The sequence below is a fragment of the Bacteroidales bacterium genome (assembly GCA_031275285.1).
In the GTDB taxonomy this organism is placed as follows: Bacteria; Bacteroidota; Bacteroidia; order Bacteroidales; family UBA4181; genus JAIRLS01.
Genome location: JAISOY010000041.1, coordinates 56,306 through 71,079, shown reverse-complemented (window position 1 = coordinate 71,079; position 14,774 = coordinate 56,306). Strand labels below are relative to the sequence as shown.

14 protein-coding genes and 1 tRNA gene are annotated in these 14,774 nt (G+C 39.0%); 9 read left to right on the top strand and 6 right to left on the bottom strand.

What is annotated here, in order from left to right; translation table 11 throughout:
* Positions 1-123 precede the first annotated feature (123 nt).
* The 5 genes from LBQ60_03780 (at position 124) to LBQ60_03760 (ending at position 5,726) form a co-directional block, all read left to right on the top strand.
* Positions 124-738: a PorT family protein gene (locus tag LBQ60_03780; protein ID MDR2037022.1), complete on the top strand. Its 615-nt coding sequence runs from the start codon at positions 124-126 to the stop codon at positions 736-738.
* A gap of 551 nt (positions 739-1,289) precedes the next feature.
* A complete protein-coding gene (locus tag LBQ60_03775) occupies positions 1,290-2,612 on the top strand; it encodes a TolC family protein (GenBank protein ID MDR2037021.1) in 1,323 nt (440 codons plus the stop codon).
* A 46-nt stretch (positions 2,613-2,658) separates the two neighbouring features.
* A complete protein-coding gene (locus LBQ60_03770) occupies positions 2,659-3,732 on the top strand; it encodes an HlyD family secretion protein (GenBank protein MDR2037020.1) in 1,074 nt (357 codons plus the stop codon).
* A 62-nt stretch (positions 3,733-3,794) separates the two neighbouring features.
* Positions 3,795-5,375: a hypothetical protein gene (locus tag LBQ60_03765; GenBank protein ID MDR2037019.1), complete on the top strand. Its 1,581-nt coding sequence runs from the start codon at positions 3,795-3,797 to the stop codon at positions 5,373-5,375.
* A 156-nt stretch (positions 5,376-5,531) separates the two neighbouring features.
* Positions 5,532-5,726, top strand: coding sequence for a hypothetical protein (locus tag LBQ60_03760; GenBank protein ID MDR2037018.1), 195 nt, complete (start codon positions 5,532-5,534; stop codon positions 5,724-5,726).
* Positions 5,727-5,914: 188 nt separating this feature from the next.
* Here LBQ60_03760 and dtd read toward each other — a convergent pair whose 3' ends face one another.
* The 3 genes from dtd to LBQ60_03745 are packed head-to-tail and all read right to left on the bottom strand — an operon-like array spanning position 5,915 to position 7,176.
* On the bottom strand, positions 5,915-6,370 hold the full coding sequence (gene dtd / locus LBQ60_03755; GenBank protein MDR2037017.1) for a D-tyrosyl-tRNA(Tyr) deacylase: 456 nt from the start codon (positions 6,368-6,370) through the stop codon (positions 5,915-5,917).
* A gap of 12 nt (positions 6,371-6,382) precedes the next feature.
* The gene (locus tag LBQ60_03750; GenBank protein ID MDR2037016.1) at positions 6,383-6,790 is read right to left on the bottom strand and encodes a secondary thiamine-phosphate synthase enzyme YjbQ; all 408 of its coding nucleotides are present in this window, start codon (positions 6,788-6,790) and stop codon (positions 6,383-6,385) included.
* A 2-nt stretch (positions 6,791-6,792) separates the two neighbouring features.
* Complete coding sequence (locus tag LBQ60_03745; protein ID MDR2037015.1) at positions 6,793-7,176, bottom strand: hypothetical protein; 384 nt, start codon at positions 7,174-7,176, stop codon at positions 6,793-6,795.
* Between the two features lie 174 nt (positions 7,177-7,350).
* Here LBQ60_03745 and LBQ60_03740 point away from each other — a divergent pair.
* The 3 genes from LBQ60_03740 (at position 7,351) to LBQ60_03730 (ending at position 9,716) form a co-directional block, all read left to right on the top strand.
* Positions 7,351-7,422, top strand: a tRNA-Met gene (locus LBQ60_03740).
* Between the two features lie 185 nt (positions 7,423-7,607).
* Positions 7,608-8,780, top strand: a complete 1,173-nt coding sequence (locus tag LBQ60_03735) for a nucleotidyltransferase family protein (GenBank protein MDR2037014.1) — start codon at positions 7,608-7,610, stop codon at positions 8,778-8,780.
* 93 nt (positions 8,781-8,873) lie between these two features.
* Entirely contained in the window at positions 8,874-9,716 is an 843-nt protein-coding gene (locus LBQ60_03730) for a M48 family metalloprotease (protein ID MDR2037013.1), read from the top strand.
* Between the two features lie 83 nt (positions 9,717-9,799).
* On the opposite strand, the gene ychF is transcribed toward LBQ60_03730, so the two are convergent.
* From ychF to cysK, 3 genes are all read right to left on the bottom strand, one after another.
* On the bottom strand, positions 9,800-10,903 hold the full coding sequence (gene ychF, locus LBQ60_03725; protein MDR2037012.1) for a redox-regulated ATPase YchF: 1,104 nt from the start codon (positions 10,901-10,903) through the stop codon (positions 9,800-9,802).
* 72 nt (positions 10,904-10,975) lie between these two features.
* Positions 10,976-12,655, bottom strand: a complete 1,680-nt coding sequence (locus LBQ60_03720) for a putative transporter (protein MDR2037011.1) — start codon at positions 12,653-12,655, stop codon at positions 10,976-10,978.
* A gap of 227 nt (positions 12,656-12,882) precedes the next feature.
* Positions 12,883-13,833: a cysteine synthase A gene (gene cysK / locus LBQ60_03715; GenBank protein MDR2037010.1), complete on the bottom strand. Its 951-nt coding sequence runs from the start codon at positions 13,831-13,833 to the stop codon at positions 12,883-12,885.
* A gap of 512 nt (positions 13,834-14,345) precedes the next feature.
* Here cysK and LBQ60_03710 point away from each other — a divergent pair.
* Positions 14,346-14,774, top strand: coding sequence for a hypothetical protein (locus LBQ60_03710; GenBank protein ID MDR2037009.1), 429 nt, complete (start codon positions 14,346-14,348; stop codon positions 14,772-14,774).

The following is a 14,774-nucleotide window of genomic DNA, read 5'->3' as shown; positions in this document are numbered from 1 at the left end:
AACATTGGCGATAAGTTTGATTTCTTGTTGTACTTTTTTTATACAAATTCGTGTAATCAATAAAAAATAATCTGTATTATTGTATTTTAAATGCTCATTTAATACTAATTTAAATTTATTACTATGTTAAGACGTATTTTTACTCTCGTTATGTTGGCTACTATGGTAGTCGGTTATGCTCAGGCCCAATTCTCATTTGGCGCAAAAGCAGGGTTCAACTTAGTGAATATTTATGGCAGTGATGTTGAAGATGTCAAAATGAAACCTGCATTTCAGGCGGGTTTGGTAGCAGACTATTCCTTTATTGAGGCATTTGCCGTGCAGGCTGGAGTTATGTTTGCCCAACAAGGATGGAAGGTAGATAATTATTTAGGGGGTAGTGATGATGCAAAAATCAATTTGAATTATATTCAGATACCTATTAATGCCATGTATAAATTTAGCCTGGGATCTTCTATGAAATTGTTCGCCCAGGCAGGTCCTTATTTAGGTTTTGGACTTGGTGGAAAAGTAAAAGTTGGGGATAATGATATGGATATTAAATTTGGTGACGGAGATGATATCGATAAATTATATCTTGATAATGCCTTTGATTTTGGATTAGGCGTAGGTGTTGGTCTTCAATATAATAGCTTTCAATTGGGTGTAGGCTATAATTTTGGATTGCTGGATCTGGATGATGATACTACTATGAAAAATGGCGGCTTAGCAATTACACTTACTTTTTTATTCATGTAGTTTTAAAAAAGACTGTCCAAAAATGAAGTGGCTCCAAAAGCCGGACAGAAAAAAATTATATTTCTTTAGTAAAAGCCCGGTGTTGTATCGGGCTTTTACCATATAAGTAGTCGATATATTTCTATCTAAAGACTTCACAAGGTATTCAGCTATATTAATCTTTTCAGCATAAAGTAATTCCTGTTTCATGATCTTGAATAGTCTTTTTCCATAGCATTTTCCTCTTTTTGAAACATACTTTGATCTTGTACTCTTCTAATTTTTTTCGGTATCTATAACTGATAGTGCCAATCCTGGTCAGAATCCTTTTGTATCTTTTACTTCGTAAAAAGCCTTATCTAACATTTCATTTATCATTTGCATATCGTGGCTTTTAGATACTAAATACATCCTAAAAGTTTTTATCTGACTTGGGGGGTATATTTCATCCCTTAACTTCAGTCAACTGCTTTGATATTTCGGTAGACAAAAACTGTATTTGGGTCGTGCGCCCTACGAATACCGTTCAGTTGTCCCATAATTTTGCTTCATCATTTAATCAAAAAAAGAATATGAAGCCATCAATTAAAAAATGTTTCTTTTCAGGAATTATCCTGCTAAGCTCTATAGTCGCATCTTTTTCACAGGGATTGACACCCTATAAGATTTCCCTTGGCGAAGCTGTAGAAATGGGGTTACAGAATCATCAACAGTTGAAAATAGCGAAAGTCAATGTTGAAACCAGCGAACAACAGGTCAAAGTGTCGAAATCGCAACAGTTGCCGACAGTTACTTTTTCCGCCAACGCCTTTTATTTAGGAGATGCTTTGCTTTTAAATCCTGACTGGTCAAAACTGCAAACCGTGAGTATGCCCCACTTTGGAAACAGTTTTGCAGTACAGGCATCTCAATTATTATATAAAGGCGGTGTTATCAAAAAGTCAATCGAGATGGCAGAACTTCAACAACAGCTGGCTGAACTGGATATGATCGTCAACGAACAGGATATCAAATTTCTTATTATTTCCAACTATCTGGACATTTATACCACCATCAACCAGGCACATATCCTTGAGCAAAATAAGATACTTGCGGAACAGTTGTATGACAATATTAAAAAATCATACAAAGAAGATATGGTAACCCGTAACGAGTTAATCAGAGCGGAATTGCAGATAAAGAACCTGGACCAGGCCATACTTACTATGCAGAACAACCATGCAATTTTAAGTAATCAACTGAGCTATGCGCTTGGTTTGCCCGGCGATATACTGATTGTCCCGACAGAAGACACAGAGGCCAAAGCCGCAGCGATTCAACAAGATCATTATATGGATCTGGCCCATGAACAACATCCTACATTACGCTCAGCAGGGAAAAATGTTGAGATAGCCGAAAAGAACATCAGTATCACAAAGGCAAACCAGTTTCCTGCCATATCCGCTTTTGGCGGATATAATATGCAAAGACCGGTAACTACCAGTACTCCTGTTATGGATCTGTACAACAATAGTTGGCAGATAGGCATCAGTTTCACCTATAACATCGACAATCTGTTCAAATCGAAACGCCGGGTCAACCTGAGCAGGATGCAGGCACGAGCTACACAGGAAGCTTTGGCATATACTCGACAGAATGTTGAGATCGGTGTAAACACTGCATTTCTGAAATATCGGGAAGCTGAACAACAGGTATTACTGATGAGTGAATCGAAAAAACTAGCCAATGAAAATTATGAAATAGTCAGGGCCAAATACCTGAATCAATTAGCCATTACGGCAGAAATGACAGATGCCAGTAATGCCAAGTTAGATGCTGAACTGCAATATGCCAATGCCAGCATTAATGCACTGTTCCAATATTATAACCTGCTAAAATCTACAGGAACCCTTTAATTCTCAAATAATAAATAAATCCAATATAAACTTAATCTATAGCGATATGTCACCAAATGTAAAAAATATCAAGCAAAAAAAGAACAACCAGAGATTAAAAGTTACCATAATCAATATGCTGGTTTTCGTAGCCGTAGTCGGAGGATTTTTCTGGCTGGTAAGAAATTATTTCCATCTTGGAAAAAACGATTTCACAAATGCCGCACAGGTAGAAGTGTTCATAAACCCCATCAATGCACGCGTATCGGGATATATTAAGGAAATACGTTTTATCGAACATCAGGAAGTAAAAAAAGGAGATACGTTGATCATTATAGACGACAGGGAAATACTTACGCAGGTAACCCAGGCCGAGGCTGCTTATTTAAGTGCACTTGCTTCAAAAAGCATGACAGAATCATCCGTTAATACAGTGGCCAATAACATAAGCGTAACCCAGGCAAATATTGCTGGAGCTAAAGCCCGGCTGGATAATGCCGAAAAAAACCTGGACCGGTATAAAAACCTGCTCGAATCAGAAGCCGTTACACGATTTCAATATGATCAGATAAAAACAGAATATGATGTTGCCAGGTCTTCTTACGAAGTATTAATTAACCAGAAAAAGACAGCCGATTTGTCTACACAGGAGGCCAAAAGCAGGTTTGCATTAAACGAAGCCGAAATAAAACGTACTGAAGCCGTTCTGGAAATGGCAAAACTGAATCTTTCATACACGGTCATCACCGCACCATATGATGGTGTAATGGGTAGACGTCTGATACAGGAGGGGCAACTGCTGCAACAGGCAGGAATGCAGGTGGCTACCATAGTGGCCAACGACAATAAATGGGTAGCCGCAAATTTCCTGGAAAGCCAGATGCCGAATGTCGAAATAGGGAAAAAGGTAATTATGAAAGCAGATGCTTTAAACGGGAAAGAATTTGAAGGCAGGGTAACAGCTATTTCGGCAGCAACAGGCGCCCGTTATTCAAGTGTCCCGGTAGACAATAGCTCCGGCAACTTCGTGAAAGTACAGCAACGCATTCCGGTACGTATCGAGTTTACTGAAAATAATGATAAAGAAGCCCTGCATCATTTAAGGGCAGGAATGAACCTGGATATTTTTGTAGAAATATAAGTAATTGACAATGTGAATAAAATACAGCGTTAAATTGTTCTTATTATTTAAAAATCGGTATAATGTATAATAGAGGTTTATTTCAGAAATGGGTTCCGGGGCTCGGACAGTTGGTACTCATTATATTGTTGTTGGCAACAATATTGCTTATCAATCCGATTAACGCCGGGAATATCGGGCAAATGTCCGGCAGTACGGGTATCATCACCGAGTATTTTATGTGGGGGAACTATGCAACTATTATTGGGATGTCGCTGGTTCTTCCGTTCATTATGCGCATCAAACTCCGGTTTCGTTCCAAAGAATTGATGATTACGGCACTGGTCGTTATGGCTGCAATGTCGGTAGTTGTAGCAACAGCAACAATAGGAGAGGTTGTTGTGGTAGCCTGCCTGATTTTCGGAATAGCGAAAATGATGGGTATGACGGAAATGATCCTTCCTGTCCAGGGAATACTCTGCCCGGATGGAAACAGGAAAAGGTTCTATGCCATATTTTATCCCATATCAATAGGTTCGTCACAATTAGGGGTATTCTTCACATCCGGCTTTGCCCTTAACATCGGGTGGCAGGCACTACATTTCTACGGCGCAGCAACTTTATTACTGGCTGCCCTTATATGTGTGGTATTCATGCACAATCAACGCTTTGCCAGGAAAATGCCGTTTTATTATATTGATTGGATCGGGCTGCTGTTATTTGCAACATCATTGATGAGCATGGCATACATCTTTTCATTCGGTAAACAACAGGACTGGTTTAACTCGCCGGACATCATATATGCAGTTGTTATCATAATAGCATCCATAGCTGCACTGATAGCAAGGCAACTGGTGATAAAGCGTCCTTTCCTTTCCTTTAAATTGTATAAAATCAAAGATGTCAGGCTCGGAATAGTCCTTTTAGTCGCACAGGGATTGTACATGGGAGTAAGCTCCATTATGCCGATCTACACTTCTGCCATTCTGGGATATAACTGGATAGCAAATGCTTCACTTAATCTGATGACGCTACCGGGCTTAGTTGCAGCAGGATTTGTAGCTTTCCATTGGGTTGTCAAGCATAAGCTCCCTATCAAAATGTATATTTTTTCGGGATTTGCCGCGTATTTCCTTTATACTGTGATGCTTTATTTTATGATGGTCCCTGAACTCAATATCGGACAGCTGTATTTACCTCAAATATTGAACGGATATGGTATGGCTGCTTTATTTATATCCATATGGATATATACATTTGATAGGGTCCCGCAAAAAAACATGTTGCCATCTGTTGCGCCACTCATGATTTTCAGAAGTTTTGTAATGATGGCGTTTTTTACTGCGCTGGTCGGGTGGTTGCAATACAAGCTTCAATGGCAAAGCGTCGGTAACCTGGCTTTTTATTTTGATACCCTGACTATGAACCATTATCCGGGAACTGGTTCTCTGCGTGATATCCAGTCAGGTGCAATACTGTCAGCCAATAAGAAATTACTCGGCTATACAATCGTTGCCGGGCTGGGCATTCTGATATTCATCCTTTTTCATCAATTTGGCCGGCAAAAGTATAAGATAGCCCAATACAATGTATACAGGTGGGAAAAAATGAAAACAGTGGAGTTTCCTGAACAAATCAGCGATGCTGCCGGCTCTGTTGCATAGTGTACCGAAGGTAAAAAATCCCGGTAAGTTACGTCTTAACTTCAGGTGGCAAAACATGCATTTGGGTCAGATTCCTGCAAATATCATCGAATCAGCTTGTAAATTTGATGTATAGAAATATCAAAATAGTAAAAGTAAACTTTAAAAAGAATTATCATGAAAAGGGAAGATGAAATCACAGCCAAAATCATTGCACTGTTGGTCATCTATGGTAAAGATGAGAATCTTCGTCAGCCATTTGTGGAGAGACTGACATTCAGGCCCAATGAAGTTGAAGCTGTATTGAAAGCAGTAAAAGAACCTTCTTTTAGGGAATGGATACAGACAATTGCACCGATGACCAAACAATGATTCATAGCAAAAGTAATGAATCATTGGAAAGAATTAGAACAGGGATCTTATTAATTCATGTTCCTGAAGAGATGACATAATGCACACCACAAAAATTTAAATACAAGTATAAATTTCATCATGAAGGATATAATGTTATGAAAGGAAAATTTTCATCTTATAATCCGGGATACAGCCTGTGAATCATTTTAAGTCTCCGTGGATTCAGTATCCATAATAATTGTTACAGGACCATCATTTATAAGGGAAACCTTCATATCTGCACCAAAGATTCCTGTAGCAACAGGTTTTCCTAATAATTGTTCCAATGTCCGGTTAAAAGAATCGTATAATGGACGGCTAACGTCGGGGGCTGCCGCCCGGATAAATGAAGGACGGTTGCCCTTACGGGTGGAAGCATGCAAAGTAAACTGGCTGACAGATAATAATTCTCCCTGAACATCCATTACCGATAAATTCATTTTTCCTTCCGTATCCGGGAAAATACGCATATTCACAATTTTAGCACATAACCAGTCGATGTCTTTTTGTGTATCCGAATCCCCAAAACCGACCAAAACAAGTAACCCCTGCCCGATCTTCGAAAAGACTTTTTTGTCAATTACCACAGAAGCTTCGCTCACTCTTTGAATAACCACCTTCATAATAAATCCATTTCAGGAAAAAACAGTCATTACCAAACGCCGTGGACCACCATGGTTCCTGAATTCGCACAGATAAATACCCTGCCATGTTCCCATATTCATCCTGCCATGCGTAACCGGAATAGTTAAAGATTGTCCCACCAATGATGATTTCACATGTGCAGGCATATCGTCCATACCCTCCAGATTATGTGCATACTGTCGCGATTCCGGAACAATCCGGTTCATAATTGTTTCAAAATCATAACGAACTGTAGAATCTACATTTTCGTTAATGGTCAGTCCGGCAGAAGTATGTTGCAAAAAGAGATGCAATAATCCCTTTTCAGGCAGCGGGGGAAGTTGTTTTTCCACATATTGCGTAATAAGATGGAACCCTCTGTGAAAAGCCGGAAGTGTTATTTCAAACTGATCGATCATCATTACAATATTTTTACGACGTGAGGTGCCGATTTCCATAATCCATGCTTCGTACAATAACTCATTGCAGTTAGGTTCATGGATACCAAAGGTGCTACAATATGGAAATCTACCTGGATATTTCCTGCCTGCCTGTCTAAAGCGTCCGGATAATAGCGAGCTTCGGCAAGAAGTGTTTCGCGATTCCATAATTGAAGCCAGCCGATATAATGATCATCATTGGCAGGATGGGTATAATGTTCGCCCATTTTTACAGTGACTATAAAAATATCACCACGGGATACCTCGTCCTGACAAATTATATGAGGGGTATGACGATCAAAATAGTCTTTTCTTAATTCTTTTTCTTCCTGGTCTATATCTACAGGGGTAAAAACTCTTGGCATAATTGATCGGTTTTTTGTACAAAAAACTATAAATCAGCACTATTAACAATTAAAGCGGCTTGCTTTTATAAAACAGTGACATCAAATATATATATTTTTTTGGTTTTTGTGTAAAATGTTATTATCTTTGCACCTCTCTTAGAAAAACAGGGATTTATACCCCATAAAATATACTGCGGGGTGGAGCAGTGGTAGCTCGTTGGGCTCATAACCCAAAGGTCGTAGGTTCGAGTCCTGCCCCCGCTACACAAAGAGGTCTGAATGTTCAGGCCTCTTTTCTTTTTGAATAGATCATCCTTGCACAGGATATCGTGTCATGTATAAGGATCTTAGGTTTTCCTCCATTCAAGGGCTATTTATAACTCAACTTTCTAAAGAAGGATTGGTAGATCAAAAGAATTTTCAAAAAAACCATTAATTTTGATGATAGTATGAAATCTGTCAATCAAAAAAATAGCATCAATCAATATCTGGTAGATCCTGAATACCGGTTCTTATTTCAATGTTGCCGTGCAGTGTTTTCCTGCGAAGAAGTTTCTTATCCCAAAGACATACAACAGGATAGATTTCTTAAGATATTACGGTATCATAAACTGGTACCACAGTTATATCCATTATTGAAACAATGTAAAGAATTACCGGACACTCTGTTAAGAGAGGTACAGAACTTACTGGAAGAACACCAACAGAAAATTCTCAAATTATCAGGAGAATTGGTATTGCTTGCCCGTTTATTTGCCCGGCATCAGATTTCATGGCTTTGTGTGAAAGGACCGGCTTTATCTGTTCAGCTATATCATGATGTTGCGATGCGGCAATCAAGTGATCTGGATATCCTGGTGAATGAAGAAGACCTGGATCAGGTAAGACAGTTATTAAAAGAAGCAGGGTATAGAACTTCCTTCGATGAACGGAGCTTGAACAGGAAACAATACCGATATATCCTGGATCATGCTTCCGATCAATCCTTCATACACTCCGAGAAAAACATACATATCGAATTACATTGGCGGTTAACATACGGGAAAAAGGTTTTACCATCCAACAAGGATTTTTTTACCGGGACAACACATGTATCGATCGCCGGACAAGCGATTCCTACAATAGGTGATACCATGCATGCACTTTACTTATGCCGGCATGGAAGTGTACACATCTGGTTTCGTTTGTTTTGGCTATGGGACGTAGCCTATGCTCTCCGGAACATGTCAGATTCAGAGATCAAAAATTTATCCGAACTGGCGCAGAAATATAAAATGAATAAAATACTGGCCCAAAGTGTTTATTTGGCAGAACAGGTATTTGGAATAAATATTTCATCATTACATGCTCAGCTTGCTTATCCTAGAAGCCTTGTTGACACGGCCCTCCAACAGATCATTTTAAAAAACAGAAGGTCGGATAAATTAACTGACATGTGGCATGATTTTATTTACCGGATGAAACTGGAAGAAAGCTGCAGCAATAAAACCGCCGTTGCAGGCCTTCGATTGATCAATCCAATGGATTGGAGGACAATTCATCTTCCGGAACAACTCTTCTTTCTATATTTTCCTCTTAAACCCTTCATTTTACTGTTACGAAAGATTAAAAAAGCGAAGTAAAACAGAGGTAAAATATAAAATATCAGAATTGAAAATTATGTCATACCTTTGAAAAACTTTTAACCAAATATTAATATGTAATTTTTAATGATCATGAAAAAAAGATTCTTTACTCTTTTAGTGTTGTCTGCAATGTTTGCTTTAACTGTACCTGTACAAGCACAGTTGAAGTCATTGAATAAAGCGGTGAAAAAAGCGACGACCAGTGCAGAAGAAACGGTGAAGAAAACAGCTGATGATGTATCAACAAGTGCGAAAGAAACTGCAAAAAATACGGTTGATGCAGCAGAAGAAGCTGCCCGTGACATGGCCGCAGACAAGGTGTCGGTAAAAATTGTCGAGTGGCTGGATAAGAATAACAAAGTACTTCCCGATGATAATGACTATTGCAAAAGATTGACATCGTTGGTCAATAATAAATATACATCTGTAGACGGTTTATCCCTCAATTATAAAGTATATGAAAATGATGAAGCAAATATCCTTGCCTGCGCAAATGGAAGCATTCGCATATACTCCGGGATGATGGACTTTCTGACAGATGAACAGTTACTGGGTATTGTCTCAGTACAAATAGGGCATATCAAAAATAAAGACGTCCGTGAAGCTTTAGTAAAAGTTGCTTCTGAAGATAATGCTTCAAACGCCGTATCTGCTCAATTGGATAAAATTCTTTCCTTTTCAGGTGAAAAGATGGGCACTTTTGTGAATGAATTAATTCAAGTACCTTATTCTGCTGAACAAAACACAGCCGCTGATGCTTTTGCCTATAATCTTTTGAAGCAAAATGACGCTGATGTCAAAGGATTGTTAACCGCATTGGAAAAATTTGCAGAAGTAGAAGCTGCTGAAGATAATGAAGAAAGTGTTGCTTTAAAATATATTACTGTAAATTCAAGCAATGCTGAACGGATTAAAACTGTCGCCGTAGAGTGACAACTTTTAACCAGGAATAAAAAAGAGGATTGTTAAAAAACAATCCTCTTTTTTATTCCTTCACATATAAGAAATTTGAATCCCTAAACATTAAACCTGAAATGCATGATGTCACCATCCTGCACTACATATTCTTTGCCTTCCACAGCTATTTTACCTGCTTCACGGCAGGCTGCCTCAGATCCGTAATGAATATAATCCTCGTATTTAATAACTTCGGCACGGATAAACCCTTTTTCGAAATCGGTATGGATAATACCGGCAGCCTGTGGAGCCTTAGTCCCTTTTGTATATGTCCACGCACGGGTTTCATCTTTTCCGGTAGTAAAATAAGTTTCCAGACCCAATAAAGCATATGCCGATTTGATCAAACGGGAAACACCGGATTCTTCCAGGCCCATTTCTTCAAGAAACATCTGACGTTCTTCATAAGTATCCAGTTCGGCTATTTCCGCTTCTGTTTTAGCAGCAATTACCAGCATCGCCGCATTTTCATCCTTAATGGCTTCGGCCACCATAGCTACATATTTGTTTCCTCCTTTAACAGAAGCCTCATCGACATTACAAACATACAATACCGGTTTATCTGTCAAAAGGAAAAATTCCCTGGCCATCCTGCGATCATCTTTATTGTCGAGATGTACAGTACGTGCCGATTTCCCCTGCTGTAAAGCAGTATGGTATTGCTGAAGAATTTCGAACATACGTTTGGCCATTTTATCTCCACCGGTCTGTGCCTGTTTCTGTACTTTTCCCATGCGTGCTTCAACCGTTTCCAGATCTTTTATCTGCAGCTCCATGTCAATGATCTGTTTATCACGTACAGGATCGACCGAGCCATCTACGTGAGTTACATTATCATCATCAAAACAACGTATTACATGTAAAATAGCATCCGTTTCCCGGATGTTTGCCAGAAACTTATTTCCCAGACCTTCATTTTTACTGGCGCCTTTAACTAAACCAGCAATATCAACAATTTCTACCGTTGTCGGAATTACCTTGGGCGGTTGATCTATTTCGGCCAATTTAGTCAAACGCTCGTCAGGAACTGTAATTACACCTACATTCGGTTCGATTGTACAAAACGGGAAATTAGCAGCCTGTGCCTTGGCATTGGACAGGCAGTTAAAAAGAGTAGACTTACCTACATTGGGAAGTCCAACGATACCACATTGAAGAGCCATTTATCTATTATATATTTTGTAACAAAGGTATATTTTTTCAGGATCAGTAAGAAAAGTATCTTTTTAAAGAAGTCAGGCATAAAAAAATAAGATCAGCAATTGAGCGATCAATACTCGTAGAAACATGGTTAAAGGGTATACGGTGGCATAACTTACCGCTGGCGTATCATTCCCGGCAGTAGCATTGGAATATGCCAATGCAGGGGGATCAGTGGTACTTCCTGCCATCATCCCTATCAATGTAAAATAGTTGAGCTTATAAAAATATTTGCCGATACTTCCAATGATCAGTAAAGGAATGGTAGTGATCAGAAAGCCATAAATGACCCATGAGAGACCACCTTTATTGACAAGCGTGTCTACAAATCCTTCACCGGCGCTGATCCCGACACAAGCCAGGAACAAAGCAATCCCTACTTCACGCAACATTAAGTTGGCACTCTGGGTTGTGTAGGTAATCAGTTTATAACGATAACCAAAACGGCTGATCAAAATAGCAATGATCAGTGGCCCTCCGGCCAGTCCTAATTTTATGGGTTGCGGTATTCCGGGAAAAGTGAAAGGGATACTTCCTAGGATAATCCCTAAAGCAATTCCGATAAAAATAGTAATCAGATTGGGTTCATTCAGTCTATTTAACGAATTACCCAACACTTCGGCTACTTTATTCACTGCCAGTTCGCTCCCTACAACAGTTAGCCGGTCGCCCAGCTGAAGCGTCAATGCGGGATTTGCCACGAGATCAACACCCGAACGATTGATACGGGTGATATTGATTCCATGGAGACGGCGTAACTGGAGATCACCCAGTCGTTTGCCGTTCAATTCGGATTTGGTAACCACAATTCTCCGGCTGATAAATTCGCTCTCGGCCGGGATCCATTGTTTCCTATCCATCTGGATTTCTTCACCGATAAAAGTTTTGATTGTTTCCGCATCATTCTCGGTAGTGATCACAAAAATCTTATCACCTTCCTGTAAGATCGTATCAGGACCTACAACATCTATTTTGTTGTTTTCATGATAGCATATCCTGGATATAACGAACTCAGTTCCTTTCAATAGCTTACACAAAGAACTGATACGCTTGTCAAAAATAGCCGGATTTTTTACAATCAGTGAAATAGGATATGCTCCATGAATATTCTTATTCTCTTCATTAACGATCTGCTCGTTTTCCTTTTTCAGGTTGACCCGGAACACATAGCGAATAAAAATCATGGACGAGATTATTCCTACTACGCCTAACGGATAAGCTACAGCATAGCCAAGAGCGATGGTTTCATCCGTAGATCCGAATAAATCGCTATAAGCCTGTTGCGCAGCACCCAAACCCGGAGTATTGGTAACAGCGCCCGACATAATGCCTACCATGGTAGACATGGGCACATTTGTAATGAAGTGGATAACCAAAGTTGTCGCAGCCCCTAAAAGGACAACGCCACATGCTAACATGTTCAAAGTAACTCCTCCCTTTTTGAAGGAAGAGAAAAAGCCCGGACCGACCTGCATCCCGACAGAAAAAACAAACAGGATCAAGCCGAATTCCTTAAAAAAGTGTAATATATTGTGATCAATATGAAAACCCAAATGACCAAACAATATTCCAACAAAAAGAACCAGTGTCATTCCTAAGGAAATACCGAAAATCTTTATCTTTCCTAACTGAATGCCTACCGCTATAACTACCGATAAAATTAAAATGGAATGTGCGATCCCATTTCCCCACAATAATTCATTTACCCAGCTCATTTCTGAACATATTCTGCATAAAACGTATCTAATTGACTATCAAGAATTTTGCCTTTCGGAGAAATTCAGGTCGCAAAGGTACTTCTTTTCTTCATTCTTTCCAATGAATTGGACCAGATAGAAAATTAAATTTGCTTATCTGCTATGAGTACGAAAAGTTGGAGTTTAACCCCTGAAAGAACAATGATATTCAAATCCATATAAAAATATTTAGTTATCAATACCTGTCAGGTGACAGGGTATTCATCGAATGCATATAAAACTGTTGACAAATACCGTTCTCCGGTATCTGGCAATAAGGTGACAATCGTTTTCCCGGCATTACCGGGATCCTGTGCCAATTGAGTGGCTGCATAAACAGCTGCCCCGGAAGAAATCCCTACAAGTAACCCTTCGGTAGCGGCCAACTCCCTGCTGGTTTTGATCGCATTATCTCCTTTGACACGGATCACGCTATCTACTACTGACGGATTATATATTTCAGGAACAAACCCCGCCCCTATTCCTTGTATCTTATGTGGTCCCGGATTCCCGCCGGACAACACAGGCGACTCATCGGGTTCAACAGCAACGATTTTGACCGAAGGCTTATGTTGTTTCAATATTTCACCGACGCCACTAATGGTTCCTCCGGTGCCTACTCCTGCAACAAATATATCCACCTTACCTCCTGTACTATTCCAGATCTCTTCCGCAGTGGTCCTTTTATGAACTGCCGGATTAGCCGGGTTGGCAAATTGCTGCAAAATAACTGACCCCGGCATTTCGTTATTTAATTCGTTAGCTTTCGCAATAGCTCCTTTCATACCTTCAGCTCCCGGTGTTAAAATGAGCTTTGCACCTAAAGCTTTGAGCAACATTTGACGCTCCTTGCTCATAGTTTCAGGCATGGTGAGAATGAGCTGATATCCTTTTACTGAAGCTATCCACGCCAATCCGATCCCTGTATTTCCACTGGTTGGTTCGATAATTACTGCCCCGGGTTTAATTTTCCCGGTTTTTTCGGCATCTTCGATCATGGCCAGCGCAATACGATCTTTCACGCTTCCACCAGGATTAAAATACTCCAGTTTTGCCAATAAACGAGCCTTTAACTGATGCTTCTTTCCATAGTTTCCTAATTCCATTAAAGGAGTCCGTCCGATTAATTCCGTCAAGTTTTTTGCTATGTCTGCCATTGTTTTTTGTTTTTGATGATTATAGTATTTTTCTGTTATTTTAATAAACAAAAATAATAATTATCAGTCGGCATCCTATTCTTTATTACATATTCTATTTTAACCCAATTAAAATACACAACGATTGTGTATTTTATGGACGATAAATCAAAATTCATGCCGTAATGATTAACATCACATAAACAAAGCAAATCCGCCATTTAGTGAATCGCATAATAAATGATTAACCACAAAACAATATAACATTTGATTTTAAAATTGTTACAATTAAAAATGAACTAATTATATATTTCGCCTGCAGAAAGTTTTGTTTAATTTTTATCAAAATATTCGATCATATATAATGTCGTAAACAGCTGTTAAATGGATTTTCTTATTCAACTTTGGATTTTTAATTATTTTTTATTTACCTTTATATCATTCTATTGATTCTATGATCACTAGAATTAATTCATTTTAAATAATAAAAAGTTTAACAACCAGAAACAATACTTTAAATAAATGTAATTATCATGATCGTAAAAGAAAATTGGACAGACGAGGATTTTGTCAAAATGAAATGGACAGATTGTCATATACACGCTATCTCATTCCCTGATGAAAAGTCAGAACTGAAGCTGGATATCGATTATATTTTTGACCCGGGAATCGGAGAAAAAACAAGCAAGGACAGATTTTGGGTATCTCCCTGTTCCCTGAGTTTTTTTAATGTACAGGATTTGAACGTTAAGGGAAAATTTGAAGAAATAGTAGGATTTAATATACAGCAGATCAGCCGTTCGAATTCTATTCTATCCTCCAACCGGCAAAATGCTTTGTGGGACTATACAATAAAAACAGATGGGGGAACCATTGCATTGAGAGCGTCGGGATTTATACTGAAAGTTGAAAAACAACCTGTCTTAAATGATGATACGGTTTTAGACAGGCCGGAATGTTAA

Coding starts and splice junctions, on each gene's coding strand:
- ychF (MDR2037012.1), bottom strand. CDS start 10,903: ATGGCTCTTCAATGTGGTATCGTTGGACTTCCCAATGTAGGTAAGTCT.
- LBQ60_03765 (MDR2037019.1), top strand. CDS start 3,795: ATGTATAATAGAGGTTTATTTCAGAAATGGGTTCCGGGGCTCGGACAG.
- LBQ60_03780 (MDR2037022.1), top strand. CDS start 124: ATGTTAAGACGTATTTTTACTCTCGTTATGTTGGCTACTATGGTAGTC.
- LBQ60_03760 (MDR2037018.1), top strand. CDS start 5,532: ATGAAAAGGGAAGATGAAATCACAGCCAAAATCATTGCACTGTTGGTC.
- LBQ60_03770 (MDR2037020.1), top strand. CDS start 2,659: ATGTCACCAAATGTAAAAAATATCAAGCAAAAAAAGAACAACCAGAGA.
- LBQ60_03730 (MDR2037013.1), top strand. CDS start 8,874: ATGAAAAAAAGATTCTTTACTCTTTTAGTGTTGTCTGCAATGTTTGCT.
- LBQ60_03775 (MDR2037021.1), top strand. CDS start 1,290: ATGAAGCCATCAATTAAAAAATGTTTCTTTTCAGGAATTATCCTGCTA.
- LBQ60_03720 (MDR2037011.1), bottom strand. CDS start 12,655: ATGAGCTGGGTAAATGAATTATTGTGGGGAAATGGGATCGCACATTCC.
- LBQ60_03750 (MDR2037016.1), bottom strand. CDS start 6,790: ATGATCGATCAGTTTGAAATAACACTTCCGGCTTTTCACAGAGGGTTC.
- dtd (MDR2037017.1), bottom strand. CDS start 6,370: ATGAAGGTGGTTATTCAAAGAGTGAGCGAAGCTTCTGTGGTAATTGAC.
- LBQ60_03735 (MDR2037014.1), top strand. CDS start 7,608: ATGAAATCTGTCAATCAAAAAAATAGCATCAATCAATATCTGGTAGAT.
- cysK (MDR2037010.1), bottom strand. CDS start 13,833: ATGGCAGACATAGCAAAAAACTTGACGGAATTAATCGGACGGACTCCT.
- LBQ60_03710 (MDR2037009.1), top strand. CDS start 14,346: ATGATCGTAAAAGAAAATTGGACAGACGAGGATTTTGTCAAAATGAAA.
- LBQ60_03745 (MDR2037015.1), bottom strand. CDS start 7,176: ATGCCAAGAGTTTTTACCCCTGTAGATATAGACCAGGAAGAAAAAGAA.